Here is a 12,942-nt window from a genome sequence, read left to right on the forward strand (position 1 = left end):
AGGGCGCGCGCGATACGCTGATCCGATCATGGATGTGAAGAAGCTCACCCGGAATCCGCTGATCTACGTCGCGCTGATCGGCCTGCTGCTGTTCGGCGGCTTCCTGCTGATCTCGAATCTGGGTGCGCCCAAGCAGATCACGACGCAGGAGGGGCTCAAGCTCCTCTCCGGCACCACGGTCACCGAGGTCGTCAACACCGACGGCGACCAGCGCGTCGACATGACGCTGTCCAAGGCGTTCGAGGGCTCCGAGAACGTGCAGTTCTACTACGTCGACGCCCGCGCCGACGAGGTCGTCACCGCGATCAACGAGGCGGCTCCGAAGGACGGCTTCAACGACGCCGTGCCGCGTGCGACCTGGTTCGACGGCTTCCTCTCGCTCCTCCTCCCGCTCGTGCTGCTGGGCCTCCTGTTCTGGTGGCTGCTGTCGTCGATGCAGGGCGGCGGCGGCAAGGTCATGCAGTTCGGCAAGTCCAAGGCCAAGCTCGTCAACAAGGAGACCCCGACCGTCACCTTCGCCGACGTCGCCGGTGCCGACGAGGCCATCGAAGAGCTCCACGAGATCAAGGAGTTCCTGCAGGATCCCGCCAAGTTCCAGGCCATCGGCGCCCGCATCCCGAAGGGCGTGCTGCTGTACGGCCCTCCCGGAACCGGCAAGACGCTGCTCGCCCGCGCCGTGGCCGGTGAGGCAGGAGCCCCGTTCTACTCGATCTCCGGATCGGACTTCGTCGAGATGTTCGTCGGTGTCGGTGCCTCTCGTGTGCGCGACCTCTTCGGCCAGGCCAAGGAGAATGCCCCGGCCATCATCTTCATCGACGAGATCGACGCCGTCGGCCGCCACCGCGGTGCCGGCATGGGCGGTGGAAACGACGAGCGCGAGCAGACCCTCAACCAGATGCTGGTCGAGATGGACGGCTTCGACCCGAACGCGAACGTCATCGTGATCGCCGCGACGAACCGCCCCGACATCCTCGACCCCGCACTGCTGCGCCCCGGCCGCTTCGACCGCCAGATCGGCGTCGACGCCCCCGACCTCAAGGGCCGTCAGAAGATCCTCGAAGTGCACAGCAAGGGCAAGCCGCTCTCGAAGAACGTCGACCTCGAGGTCGTCGCCCGCAAGACCCCCGGCTTCACCGGCGCCGACCTGGCCAACGTGCTCAACGAGGCAGCTCTCCTCACCGCCCGCTCGAACGCGCAGCTGGTCGACAACCGTGCCCTCGACGAGGCCATCGATCGCGTGATCGCCGGACCGCAGCGCCGCACCCGCGTGATGCGCGACAAGGAGAAGCTGATCACGGCGTACCACGAGGGTGGACACGCACTCGCAGCAGCGGCGATGAACTACACCGACCCGGTCACCAAGATCACGATCCTGCCCCGCGGCAAGGCCCTCGGCTACACGATGGTGCTGCCGCTGGACGACAAGTACTCAGTCACCCGCAACGAGCTGCAGGACCAGCTGACCTACGCCATGGGCGGTCGCGTCGCGGAGGAGATCATCTTCCATGACCCGACCACCGGTGCATCGAACGACATCGAGAAGGCGACCTCGATCGCCCGCAAGATGGTGCTCGAGTACGGCATGACCACACAGGTCGGACCGGTCAAGCTCGGCAGCGAGGGCGGCGAACCCTTCGCCGGTCGCGACATGGGACGCGGCCGCGAATACTCCGAGCGGGTCGCCGAGCGGGTGGATGCCGAAGTGCGTGCGCTCATCGAGCAGGCGCACAACGAGGCCTACGAGGTCATCAGCGCGAACCGCGACATCCTCGACAAGCTCGCCCTGGCGCTCCTCGAGGAGGAGACCCTCGACCACAACCAGATCGCCGAGATCTTCACCGAGGTGAAGAAGCTTCCGGAGCGTCCGCTGTGGCTGTCGAGCGAAGACCGCCCGGTGTCGGAGCGACCCCCGATCGAAGTGCCCAAGAAGGACGTCTCGCTCGCGGCATCCGTCGAAGCTCCCGCCACCACGCCGCGTGCGCAGCAGGGTTCGGCGGGAGCCGGGAACCCGCGACCCGCGACGGCGTGACGTGACCGTCGACAGGCACCGTGTCGAGCGACTCACCCGCGAGCTGCTCGAGGCCATCGGCGAAGATCCTGATCGACCGGGGCTGAAGCAGACGCCGTCGCGCATGGCCGAGCTGTACTCCGAGTTCTTCGCGGGCGTCGGGGAGGATGCCGCCGAGCCGCTCGCACGCACCATCAGCGTCTCCCGCGGACCCGCACCCGACACCCTGCCCTCGGGGGCCGTGCTGCTGCGCGACATCCGCTTCCGTTCGGTCTGCGAACACCATCTGCTGCCCTTCGCGGGGCACGCCCACATCGCGTACCTCCCGGGTGAGCAGGTCGTCGGTCTCGGCGCGCTCGTGCGCGTGGTCGAGATCCTCGCCGCCCGTCCGCAGGTGCAGGAGCGCCTCGGCGAGCAGATCGCCGACACGATCGCGGAGCACCTCGACACCCGGGGAGTGCTCGTCGTGCTCGACGCTTCGCACGGCTGCGTCACGATGCGCGGCGGACGCCAGAGCGAAGCGTCGACGCTCACGATCGCGGCGCGCGGGGAGTACACGGATCCCGTCGCCAGGACCGAGCTGATCACGCTGATCGGCGCGTCGGCGGGCTCTGGGACAGCGCGCTGATGACGAGCATCTGGGGCATCGTCAACGTCACCCCCGACTCCTTCAGCGACGGTGGTCGTTACCTCGACGTCGATCGGGCGGTCGCCCACGGTCTGCGGTTGCGGGCCGACGGCGCTGCGGTGCTCGACGTCGGCGGTGAGTCGACCCGGCCCGGTGCCGAACGCGTGGGTGCCGACATCGAACAGCAGCGTGTGATCCCGGTGATCGAGCAGCTGGCGTCGGCGGGCGTGCCCGTCAGCATCGACACGCTCAACGCGGCCACCGCCGCCGCAGCCGTGCGGGCCGGCGCGCGGATCGTGAACGACGTCTCCGGAGGTCTCGCGGACCCCGAGATGCGGGCGGCCGTCGCGGAGTCCGGCGCCGACTACTCGATCGGGCACTGGCGCGGATTCTCCGCAGACATGTATGCGAAGGCCGAGTACCGTCGCGTCGCGCGCGAGGTGGCGGGGGAGCTGCAGGAGCGCATGGGCGAGGCCGCGGCATCCGGGATCGCGCCGTCTCGGCTGATCCTCGACCCGGGTATCGGGTTCGCGAAAGCCGGTGCGCAGAACTGGGACGTGCTGCGCGGACTCGACGAGATCGTCGCCCTGGGGCCGCGCGTGCTCATCGGCACCTCGCGCAAGCGCTTCCTGGCGGAGGCGCTCCGTCGGGAAGCCGGCGCGGACGACGAGGTCTCCGAGTCGCGCCGCGATCTCGCGACGGCCGTGACCAGCGCCCTGGCGGCCCGCGCCGGAGTGTGGGCCGTGCGCGTGCACGACGTCGCCGGCACCCGCGACGCGCTCGCGATCGAGCACGCCTGGGCCGGCTGAACTCCCACCCAGCCGATGGGGTGGGTCCCCCGTACGCTAGAGGCATGGATTTCCTCGATGAGATCGTCCTCACCGGTCTGACCGTCTTCGGCCGCCACGGCGTCTACACGCACGAGCGGGAGGAGGGCCAGGACTTCACGATCGACCTTCGCCTGCGCTTGTCGCTGGATCAGGCCGCGGCCTCCGACGACGTGACCGACACCGTGCACTACGGGGAGCTCGCCGAGAAGGTGGCGGGCGTCGTCGCGGGCGCGCCGGTGAACCTGATCGAGACGCTCGCCGAGCGCATCGCCTCGGTGGCGCTCGAGGACGAGCGGGTGCAGAACGTGACCGTGACCGTGCACAAGCCGCACGCTCCGATCGCGCTGAACTTCGCCGATGTGGCGGTCACCGTGAATCGCAGTCGCCCGCCGCAGGCGCTCGAGGACATCACGATATGAGCCGCGACCTCGCGAAGGCGCCCGAGGTGCCCGGGGCCCGCCCGCCTCGCCCGGAGACCGTGGCGGTCGTCGCCCTCGGCGCGAATCTCGGCGATCGGCACGAGACGATCCGCGCGGCGGCGCAGCGGATCGCACGCCTGCCGTTGGTGAGCGACGTGCGTCTGTCCGAACTGTTCGAGACCGTCGCCCTCCGCCTCGACGGACCGGATCCGGAGGCGCCGGGGTACGTGAACGCGGTCGCACTGGTCACCACGCGTCTCGCCCCGGAGATCCTCCTCGGGATGCTGCACGCCATCGAGGACGAGAACGGTCGGGAACGTCGTGAACGGTGGGGCGATCGCACGCTCGACCTCGACCTCATCGCTTATGGCGACGTCGTCTCGGACGAACCGCGTCTGCAGCTGCCGCACCCGCGCGCCGCCGAGAGGCTGTTCGTGCTCGACCCGTGGCTCGACGTCGACCCGGATGCGGAGCTTCTCGGACGAGGGCGGGTGGCCCACCTCGCGGCCGAGCTGCGCAGCCGGGGCGAAGGATGAGGCGCACCTCTGCAGGGCTCCTGCTCCTCCTCGCTTTGCTCGCAGCCGGCGGCGGCTTCCTGCTCGATCATCTGCTCACAGCGGCGGGGCGCGTCACCTTCACGCCGTCGCTGCTCCTCCCGGTACTGCTCGTGCTGATCGCGGCCGCCTCACTGGGCGTCGCCTGGCCGGTGCGGCGCAGTGTGCGCTCGGGCGTCCGCATCGACCCGTTCCGCGCACTGAGAGCGGCCACGCTCGCCCGCGCGTCCAGCCTGCTCGGCGCCATCATGGCGGGTTTCGGGGCGGGACTGCTGGCATTCCTCCTCTCACGGCCAGTCGATCCACAGGTAGGGTCGACTGTGGCCATGCTGGCCCTCATCGGCAGCGCGATCGTCCTCACGATCGCCGCGCTCGTCGCCGAACAGTTCTGCACCCTGCCGAAGGATCCTGATGACTCAGAACCCAGAGACCGCGCCCCTGAACCCGGCGGAGGGCACTGACCTCGCCGCCCTCGACCAGGGCACGTACTCCGAGTTGCGGACAGCTCGGAACGAGGCCCGGCTCGAGCTCGACGGCGCGTGGCACCAGATCTCGCCGCGCTACGTGGTCTCGCAGATCGTGCAGAACGTGATCTTCATCGTGATCGTCGCCGCCGCGGCGCTCGTGCTCAGTCTGGTCCTGGACCAGCAGTGGGTGTGGATCCCCGCCGGTATCATCCTCCTCATCACGGTGATCGCGCTCATCATCCTTCCGCGGCAGGCGAAGGCGATCGGCTACATGCTGCGCGCCGACGACATCGTGTTCCGCAAGGGCATCCTCTGGCAGCGCATGATCGCGGTGCCCTACGGTCGCATGCAGCTGGTGGACATCACCCAGGGCCCGCTCGACCGCGGCTTCGGCATCGCACAGCTCAAGATGGTGACGGCCGCCGCGACCACCGGTGTGCAGATCCCCGGTCTCACGCAGGAGGCCGCGGAGGCACTGCGCGACACCCTCATCCACGTCGCCGAGACCCGCCGGACCGGCCTGTGAGCGAGCCGCAGCTCCCGCCGTCTCCGCCCGCGCAGGCCGGCGGCGCCCCGTCGACGACCCTCGCCAACGGCGAGTGGCATCGCATGCACCCCCTCACCCCGCTCTTCAAGGGCGGACTGGCGCTGATCATCATCGCGGGCATCGTGATCGCGAACATGCGCGATCGCCTCATCGGGTGGGCCGTCGACCTCTTCGCGCCGGATGAGGTGAACTACGGCGACTACTCCGGTGGGGATCCCGTCGACTGGGTCCTCTCCAACAACCTGATCCTGGTCGCGCTGCTGAGTGTGCTGGGACTGGTGATCGTGCTCGTGCTGATCTTCTGGTTCGTCTGGCGTTTCCAGCAGTTCCGGATCACGGGCGACCACGTCGAGGTTCGCAAGGGCATCATCTTCCGCTCGCACCGCCGGGCTCCGCTCGATCGGGTGCAGGGCGTCAACCTGACCCGACCGTTCCCGGCGCGCATCATCGGACTCGCGAAGCTGGAGGTCGTCGGCGCCGGAAACGATGCGAACGTCGAACTCGAGTACCTCGCGACGTCCCGCGCCGAATCCGTGCGTGCAGACATCCTGCGCCTCGCCTCGGGTGCCAGGGCGGCGCGCAACGCCGCGCTGAACCCCGGAACGTCCGTGGCGCCGGCGGAGGTCGCGCCGACATCCGCTCGCGCACAGCTGGTCGGTTCCGTGAACGCCGGCGTCAACGACCTCCTCGCGGGCGTCGACCTCGCCGACGTCGTCCCCGAGAGCGTCGTCAAGATCCCGACCGGTCGCCTCGTCGGATCGCAGTTGATCTCGGGCCTGCTGTGGTTCGTGTTCTTCGGCGCGATCTTCGCGATCGCGTTCGGCAGCGCGCTGATCGGTTTGCTGATCGACGGCGACACCGACGGCGGAGTCGTGCTTCTCGGCCTGGGTCTGGGCATGGGCGTGCCGATCGTGATCGCGGTGGTCGGTATCACCTGGGCGCAGATCTCGAAGTCGCTCCGCTACTCGATCGCCCCCACCCCCGACGGCGTGCGCATCACCTACGGACTCCTCACGACCGTGACCGAGACGCTCCCGCCGGGGCGCATCTTCGCCGTCGAGGTGACGCAGTCGCTGCTGTGGCGGCCGTTCGGCTGGTGGACGATCAAGATCAACCGGATGAGCGGCAAGAGCGCGGCTCAGCAGTCCTCCGGAAGCGGGCAGCAGTTCAACGTGGTGCTGCCGGTCGGCAAGCGCGCCGACGTCGAGCGCGTGCTCGCGCTGGTGCTGCCCGACGTGCCCGTCGAGAGCATCCCCTCCCTCTGGGAGCAGGGTGTCGTCGGACCGGTCGAAGGCGACGCGTACCGAACCATGCCGCAGCGTGCGTGGTGGCGGCGTCCGTTCTCATGGAAGCGTCACGGGTACCTGGTGGAGGAGTTCGGCCTCGTGCTGCGTCGGGGGATCGTCTGGCGCAAGCTCGCCGTGTTCCCCCTCGCCCGCCTGCAGGGTGTCTCGCTCAGCCAGGGGCCGATCGACCGGGTGCAGCGGGTCTCCGGCGCGCAGGTGCACACTGTTCCGGGCCCCATCACGGGCTACCTCTCGGGTCTTGAGCGCGCCGATGCCCTGGCACTGCTCGACGACGTCAGCCGCGCGGCCGCCGAGGCCGCATCGCGCGACACGACCCACCGATGGAGCGAGCGGGTGGCCGCCGCGCCGGATGTCCAGCCGGTGGGGCCGCCCGCGTACGCAGGCACGCCCTCCGTGACCCCGCCGTCCTTCGTGCCGAACCTCGCACCGCCGGCTCCCGGTGCGCGACCGGCTCCGTTCGCCCCGCCGGCACAGGCCTTCACGCAGCCCGCACCTGCGGCGCCGCCTGCTGCGCCTCCGGCACCGCCCGCATCTGCCGCCCCGCCGGCTGCACCTCCTGCACCGCCCGTGGCGCCACCTGCTGCGCCTCCGGCGCCGCCCGCTGCGCCTCCCGCACCGCCCGCACCTGCCGCTGCGCCGCCCGCACCTGCCGCTGCGCCGCCCGCACCTGCCGCTGCGCCGTCTGCACCTGCGCCCGCGCCGGCGGCGACGCAGCCTCCTCCTCCTCCTCCCGCAGAGCCTCCTCCCGCAGAGCCGCAGCTCCGGCGTCGGAGGACGCCTCCGCCCGCACCGTCGGATCAGCCGAAGGAGTGACTGTGGCGCGGGACGGACGCCTCGGCGTCGGAATCATCGGCGCGGGACGTGTCGGTCCGGTGATCGGTGCGGCGCTCGGCGGGGCAGGGCACGCCGTGATCGGGATCACGAGCGGCTCCGATGACGAGCGCGCCTCTGCCGTGCTGCCGGATGTGCCCGTGCTCGACGCGCTGGAGGTCGTGCGTCGAGCCGAGCTCGTGGTCATCGCGGTGCCCACCGAGCAACTGCCGTCGCTGGTGGCCGGCATCGCCGAGGTCGGAGGCTGGCAGATCGGACAGCTCGTGCTGCACACCGATCCCGCGCACGGCATCGACGTGCTGCGGCCGGCCGCAGAGCGAGGCGCGATCCCGCTCGCCGTGCATCCCGCCATCACCTTCACCGGAACCTCGATCGACCTGCGTCAGCTGCAGGCGGGGTTCGCCGCGGTGACAGCTCCCGCCGCGGTGCTGCCGATCGCCCAGGCGCTCGCCGTGGAGATCGGGTGCGAGCCGGTCGTGATCGCGGAGGCGGATCGAGCGGCCTATGCCGACGCGATCGCGACGGCCACCGAGTTCTCGCGGTCGATCATCGGCCAGTCGACTGCCCGGTTGCGCGAGCTCGGCGTGGAGAACCCGGGCGGCTACCTGTCGGCGCTGGTGCAGTCGACGGTCGAGCGTGCGCTGCGCGAAGCCTCCGACGCCCCTCCCATGCTCTGAGAGTGCCGGCGGCTCATCGTCCGCCCGAGAAGCCTCCGCCTCCTCCACCCCCGGAGAATCCGCCGCCGAACGATCCTCCGGCGCTCGACGAGGAGCCCGTCGACGGTGCGGAGTACGTCGCCGCGGACTGCGACGAGGCCATGAACGACGCCAGCTGCATGCGAAGGGCGAACGAGGCCGGGTCGCCGATCCAGGAAGCGCCTCGCTGAGCCTGCGCGTACGCACGCTCGAGCACGTCGCCCCACTCGTCTTCCAAGCCGAAGAGGATCGCGTAGGGGAGGAGCCGTTCGTAGACGTGGATGACGTCTGCCGTGCCGTCCGGCCGGCGCTCGGCGCCGCTGTAGGACTGCAGCATCTGCAGACGGTCGGCGTCTGCGACGCGGATGAACTCCTTCACGCCCTGCAGATACTCGGAGGTGCGCGCTCCCTCGGCCGTGAGGACGGTGTGCTTCGAGAAGGCGTACACGCTCGACAGGAACACGAGGAAGGCCACGATCGACATCACGACGAGCGCGGGGATCGCGGAGAGACGGCCGCTGGTGGCCGCCCAGATTCCCAGACCCAGTCCGATCAGGGCGACACCGATCGCGCACCACTGCAGGATCGCGGCGCCGCGACTGCGCACCCTCTCGGTGAAGCCACGGGATGCCGCCGCCGTCGTCCCGCTCTGGTGCAGAGCGGTCATGCGGGCGGCGAAGGCCTCATCGGCGGCGGGCAGATCGACCACGCCGTCGGCATCGGCGTCGAGGAACAGCGCTTCCAGCGCCTCCGCATCGAGCTCGTCCGGTCCGGTCACCTCCGGCAGGCGGCGCAAGCGCGGCTCTTCGGCCTCCAGGCCTTCTTCGATGCGCAGGGCTCCGCGCACGGCGAGGTGCACGATCTCTGCGGGGATCACGTCCTTCGCTCCGGTGATGGTCGTCGCCGCGATGAGCGGGGGCAGGGAATCCGGCACGTCGTACTGAGCCACCACGATTCCGGTGGCCACCCGGCGTCTCCGAGTGAATGCCGACACCGCGAACCAGCTGCCGACCGACAGCCCCGCGGCTCCTGCGGCTGCGACGAACGGGGCGACGTCGCCGACCGGGTCGGGTGTGCGCGCGAGGGGCTGCGTGACCGTGCCCGACTCGAACCCGATCGCCACAGTGACGCCGTCGCCGGCCGGACGCTCTCCCGACTCGACGCCGAACACCGTCACGCGGCCATCGGTCTGGGGGCCCCGCAGCTCGCACTCCGCCCGGGATTCCGATGGCCCGGTGTAGCAGCGCGTCGAGCCGGTGAGCGCCGCGCCCAACTCCTCATCGAACGCGATGTCGGTGCGGAACCGCTCGATGGGCTGCGTGCTGTCGAGCGGCAGGAGGTTCCAGTAGAACTCGTCCACCGCCGGCGTCGAGGAACCGGCGGCCGGCTTCGTCGCGAGGATCACATCGCGCATCTCGTACTCGATCACGTAGGTGGTGAGCCCGTGCACATAGTTGTCGTCGTCGCCGGTGAGAACGTACAGCAGCCCGTCTTCCTCGTCGGTCTCATAGGGCACCTCCTGGCCGTCGTCATCGGTCACGGATAGCACTCGCGTCTCGGTGCTCGCCCCCTCGTAAGCGGTCGTGAGGCCGCGGACGATGCCGTGATTCTGGTCGGTCTCCGGGAAGCGGGCGACCAAGGTCTCGGTCACGTGCATCCGCGCGCGGCCCTCATCGTCGAGCCCGACCTCGTACACGGCATCCCAGGATGCGTAAGAGAAGTCGTTCACGTCGTCTGACTCGGCCCACGCGCGCACGTGCGGTGCGAGTCCCGATCCGGCGGCGGCGGCCGCAGTGTCGGCGGCGGCCGTAGCGGGGGCGGCGACCGCGCCAACGGCGAGCGAGAGGGCAGCGAACGCGCGGAGGATCCGTGGATGGGCCATTCTTCGAGGTTACCCAGCACGCACCGAGCGCCTGTGCGCCGCCTCGGTAAACTGGGATGGACTTTCAAGGAGCCCCCACATGACTGACGCGTCTGCCGCGCCCGAATCGGCCTCGACCGACCCTTCTCCCGAAGAGGACGTCCACGAGCAGAAGGCCGTGCGCCTCGCCAAGCGCGAGCGTCTGATCGAGAAGCGGACGGATGCAGGCGGCGGAGCGTTCCCGGTCGGCGTGCCGGTCACGCACACGATTCCGGCGCTGCGCGCGGAGTACGGCGAGCTCGAGGCCGGCGCCGAGACGGGCGTCGTCGTCGGTATCGCGGGTCGTGTCGTGTTCAGCCGCAACACGGGGAAGCTGTGCTTCGCCACGCTTCAGGCCGGCGACGGCTCGCGCATCCAGGCGATGATCTCGCTCGCGAACGTCGGCGAGGAGTCGCTCGCGGACTGGAAGGAGTACGTCGACCTCGGTGACCACGTCTTCGTCCACGGTGAGGTCATCTCCAGCCGCCGCGGGGAGCTGTCGGTCATGGCCGATGGCTGGGCGATCGCCTCCAAGGCGATCCTCCCGCTTCCCAACGCGTACTCCGAGCTCAGTGAGGAAGGGCGCGTGCGCAGCCGCTACCTCGACCTCATCGTCCGTGAGCAGGCGCGAACCACCGTGCGTGCCCGTGCCGCAGTGAACGCCAGCCTGCGTGCGACGTTCACGAGCCACGACTACCTCGAGGTCGAGACCCCGATGCTGCAGGTGCAGCACGGCGGCGCCTCCGCTCGCCCCTTCGTCACCCACTCGAATGCGTTCGACACCGAGCTCTACCTGCGCATCGCGCCCGAGCTCTACCTGAAGCGCGCGGTCGTGGGCGGCATCGAGCGCGTGTACGAGATCAACCGGAACTTCCGCAACGAGGGAGCCGACTCCACCCACAGCCCCGAGTTCGCGATGCTCGAGGCCTACCAGGCGTACGGCGACTACAACCAGATGGCCGCGCTCACGCAGGAGCTCGTGCAGAAGGCGGCGATCGCCGTCGCCGGTTCGACGACGGTGACCTGGGCCGACGGCACCGAGTACGATCTCGGCGGTGAGTGGGACCGCCTCTCGATGTACGAATCGCTCTCGGCCGCCTCCGGTCGCACGATCACGCCGCAGGATTCGGTCGAGGACCTCATCGCGTTCGCCGAGGCGAGCGACGTCGACCTGCCGCCGCAGGCCACCCACGGCAAGCTCGTCGAGGAGCTGTGGGAGCACTTCGTGAAGGGTGATCTTGTTCGCCCGACCTTCGTGATGGACTTCCCCGTCGACACGTCCCCCCTCGTGCGCGAGCACCGCTCGATCTCCGGCGTCGTGGAGAAGTGGGACCTGTACATCCGGGGCTTCGAGCTGGCGACCGGATACTCCGAGCTCGTCGATCCCGTGATCCAGCGCGAGCGGTTCGAAGCGCAGGCGAAGCTCGCCGCGCGAGGTGACGTGGAGGCGATGCCGGTCGACGACGAGTTCCTGCGGGCGCTCGAGCACGGTATGCCGCCGTCCGGTGGAATGGGCATGGGGATCGATCGTCTGCTGATGGCGATCACCGGCCTCGGCATCCGCGAGACCATCCTCTTCCCGCTGGTCAAGTAGTTCTCGAAGCTCGACGGTCATGCCGCCGAGCTTCTGCGGAACGCCCACTCCGGAAGCATCGCGCCGGCGATCATGGTCTCCAGCAGGGCGGCGAGAGAGTATCGAGGGTCGATCTCGCGCACGAGCTCCAGATAGCGAGCGGCGTGGCTGGCTCGGCCGAGAGCCCACGACAGCCACGCCGCAGCGGTGAGTGGCGCCGGTCGGGCAGCGCGCGGTGCCCGTGCTGCCGCCTCGCGGACGACGGAGAGCGCGAGACGGAGCCGATCGAAGTCCGGGGCCGGACCCTGGCCCAGGAACAGTCGCCCGAGCTCATCGGGGACCATCTCGCCCGACTTCGCGAACGCGGTCTGCGCGTCGAGCGCGCGGAGGCCTCCCGCGAGGTCGCTCGCCCATTGCGCGATTGCCACATCTCGGAGCAGAGGACGCTCCATGCACCACAGCAGCGTCGCAGTCGCATACGGCGGAAGGGCGTCGGGTGCCGAGAGCACCGATTCGAAGAATGCGGGCACGTCTTCGAGCAGCACGAGCGCGGCGATCAGATGCGGATTCTCCCGCCCGGTCACCCGCCCCTTTCCCTCGCCGTCTTCATCGAGCAGCGCCGCGAGCTCGCGTGCCGCTCTCCCCACCCGTTCCTTCTCGGCAAGATCCACCTCCGGAAGTCGGGCGCCCGCAGCCTGATCCTCCGAGATACCAGGTGCATCCGGACCCTCGGATGGGCGGCAGATCTCTTCGAGCGGGTGCAGGTACGGATCACGCTCCACATAGCTCGACCATCCCGACGGTGTCACGCAGAGCGCATCGACGATGCGTAGCCCCGCGTCTTCCGCGCAGCCGAGCAGTTCGTCGACGGCCACGGCATGCGGGAGGACGAGACCGTCGCGGGTGGCCTGCGGCTCCTCGTCCGTGTATACGACCACGGCGACGGCATCCGTTCCCCGGACGCGGGCGAGGAGGCTGACCGCAGCGTCACCATATGCCTCGATATCGGCGCCGTCAGGGGGCAGATCGAGTCGCATGGCCCCGTCGGTGCGCGTGCCGTGGAAAGGCAGCAACACAATGCTCCGACGAGGAGTGAAACCCGCGAGAGTGGGGACGATGCCGAGGAAAGCGGCGGAATCGGTGGCGCGAAGCAGTGTTGTCATCCCGAGAGTGTCGCGGAAGC

Annotated in this window: 12 protein-coding genes; 10 read left to right on the top strand and 2 right to left on the bottom strand. The window is 69.6% G+C overall.

Annotated features, from left to right (window positions below; genetic code table 11):
* Positions 1 to 28: 28 nt before the first annotated feature.
* From ftsH to ACFC14_RS08890, 9 genes are read left to right on the top strand one after another with little or no spacing between them, the layout of a single operon-like run.
* The gene (gene ftsH / locus ACFC14_RS08850) at positions 29 to 2,029 is read left to right on the top strand and encodes an ATP-dependent zinc metalloprotease FtsH (protein ID WP_376103126.1); all 2,001 of its coding nucleotides are present in this window, start codon (positions 29 to 31) and stop codon (positions 2,027 to 2,029) included.
* A gap of 1 nt (position 2,030) precedes the next feature.
* On the top strand, positions 2,031 to 2,636 hold the full coding sequence (folE, locus tag ACFC14_RS08855) for a GTP cyclohydrolase I (protein WP_376103129.1): 606 nt from the start codon (positions 2,031 to 2,033) through the stop codon (positions 2,634 to 2,636).
* A complete protein-coding gene (gene folP, locus ACFC14_RS08860; protein WP_376103132.1) occupies positions 2,636 to 3,445 on the top strand; it encodes a dihydropteroate synthase in 810 nt (269 codons plus the stop codon). The genes folE and folP overlap by 1 nt, the downstream gene beginning before the upstream one ends.
* A 44-nt stretch (positions 3,446 to 3,489) precedes the next feature.
* Complete coding sequence (gene folB, locus ACFC14_RS08865) at positions 3,490 to 3,885, top strand: dihydroneopterin aldolase (RefSeq protein WP_376103133.1); 396 nt, start codon at positions 3,490 to 3,492, stop codon at positions 3,883 to 3,885.
* The gene (gene folK / locus ACFC14_RS08870; protein WP_376103136.1) at positions 3,882 to 4,421 is read left to right on the top strand and encodes a 2-amino-4-hydroxy-6-hydroxymethyldihydropteridine diphosphokinase; all 540 of its coding nucleotides are present in this window, start codon (positions 3,882 to 3,884) and stop codon (positions 4,419 to 4,421) included. The genes folB and folK overlap by 4 nt, the downstream gene beginning before the upstream one ends.
* Entirely contained in the window at positions 4,418 to 4,900 is a 483-nt protein-coding gene (locus tag ACFC14_RS08875) for a DUF3180 domain-containing protein (protein ID WP_136040959.1), read from the top strand. The genes folK and ACFC14_RS08875 overlap by 4 nt, the downstream gene beginning before the upstream one ends.
* Positions 4,851 to 5,432 (top strand): PH domain-containing protein, encoded by a 582-nt coding sequence (locus ACFC14_RS08880; protein ID WP_136040958.1) that lies wholly within the window; start codon positions 4,851 to 4,853, stop codon positions 5,430 to 5,432. The genes ACFC14_RS08875 and ACFC14_RS08880 overlap by 50 nt, the downstream gene beginning before the upstream one ends.
* Positions 5,429 to 7,573, top strand: coding sequence for a PH domain-containing protein (locus ACFC14_RS08885; RefSeq protein WP_376103140.1), 2,145 nt, complete (start codon positions 5,429 to 5,431; stop codon positions 7,571 to 7,573). The genes ACFC14_RS08880 and ACFC14_RS08885 overlap by 4 nt, the downstream gene beginning before the upstream one ends.
* A 2-nt stretch (positions 7,574 to 7,575) precedes the next feature.
* The gene (locus ACFC14_RS08890) at positions 7,576 to 8,268 is read left to right on the top strand and encodes a DUF2520 domain-containing protein (RefSeq protein WP_376103142.1); all 693 of its coding nucleotides are present in this window, start codon (positions 7,576 to 7,578) and stop codon (positions 8,266 to 8,268) included.
* Between the two features lie 13 nt (positions 8,269 to 8,281).
* On the opposite strand, the gene ACFC14_RS08895 is transcribed toward ACFC14_RS08890, so the two are convergent.
* A complete protein-coding gene (locus ACFC14_RS08895; protein ID WP_376103145.1) occupies positions 8,282 to 10,168 on the bottom strand; it encodes a DUF2207 domain-containing protein in 1,887 nt (628 codons plus the stop codon).
* A 79-nt stretch (positions 10,169 to 10,247) separates the two neighbouring features.
* On the opposite strand from ACFC14_RS08895, the gene lysS reads away from it, so the two are divergent.
* Positions 10,248 to 11,780, top strand: a complete 1,533-nt coding sequence (lysS, locus tag ACFC14_RS08900; RefSeq protein WP_376103148.1) for a lysine--tRNA ligase — start codon at positions 10,248 to 10,250, stop codon at positions 11,778 to 11,780.
* Positions 11,781 to 11,797: 17 nt separating this feature from the next.
* On the opposite strand, the gene ACFC14_RS08905 is transcribed toward lysS, so the two are convergent.
* Positions 11,798 to 12,922, bottom strand: a complete 1,125-nt coding sequence (locus tag ACFC14_RS08905) for a DUF4192 family protein (protein ID WP_376103150.1) — start codon at positions 12,920 to 12,922, stop codon at positions 11,798 to 11,800.
* Between the last annotated feature and the right edge of the window lie 20 nt (positions 12,923 to 12,942).

The sequence above is a fragment of the Microbacterium sp. NPDC055988 genome (assembly GCF_042269505.1).
In the GTDB taxonomy this organism is placed as follows: Bacteria; Actinomycetota; Actinomycetes; order Actinomycetales; family Microbacteriaceae; genus Microbacterium.

What these genes read in the sequence shown, in the direction of transcription:
- folB (WP_376103133.1), top strand. Translation starts at nt 3,490, where the DNA reads ATGGATTTCCTCGATGAGATCGTCCTCACCGGTCTGACCGTCTTCGGC.
- ftsH (WP_376103126.1), top strand. Translation starts at nt 29, where the DNA reads ATGGATGTGAAGAAGCTCACCCGGAATCCGCTGATCTACGTCGCGCTG.
- ACFC14_RS08880 (WP_136040958.1), top strand. Translation starts at nt 4,851, where the DNA reads ATGACTCAGAACCCAGAGACCGCGCCCCTGAACCCGGCGGAGGGCACT.
- lysS (WP_376103148.1), top strand. Translation starts at nt 10,248, where the DNA reads ATGACTGACGCGTCTGCCGCGCCCGAATCGGCCTCGACCGACCCTTCT.
- folP (WP_376103132.1), top strand. Translation starts at nt 2,636, where the DNA reads ATGACGAGCATCTGGGGCATCGTCAACGTCACCCCCGACTCCTTCAGC.
- ACFC14_RS08875 (WP_136040959.1), top strand. Translation starts at nt 4,418, where the DNA reads ATGAGGCGCACCTCTGCAGGGCTCCTGCTCCTCCTCGCTTTGCTCGCA.
- folK (WP_376103136.1), top strand. Translation starts at nt 3,882, where the DNA reads ATGAGCCGCGACCTCGCGAAGGCGCCCGAGGTGCCCGGGGCCCGCCCG.
- ACFC14_RS08895 (WP_376103145.1), bottom strand. Translation starts at nt 10,168, where the DNA reads ATGGCCCATCCACGGATCCTCCGCGCGTTCGCTGCCCTCTCGCTCGCC.
- ACFC14_RS08905 (WP_376103150.1), bottom strand. Translation starts at nt 12,922, where the DNA reads ATGACAACACTGCTTCGCGCCACCGATTCCGCCGCTTTCCTCGGCATC.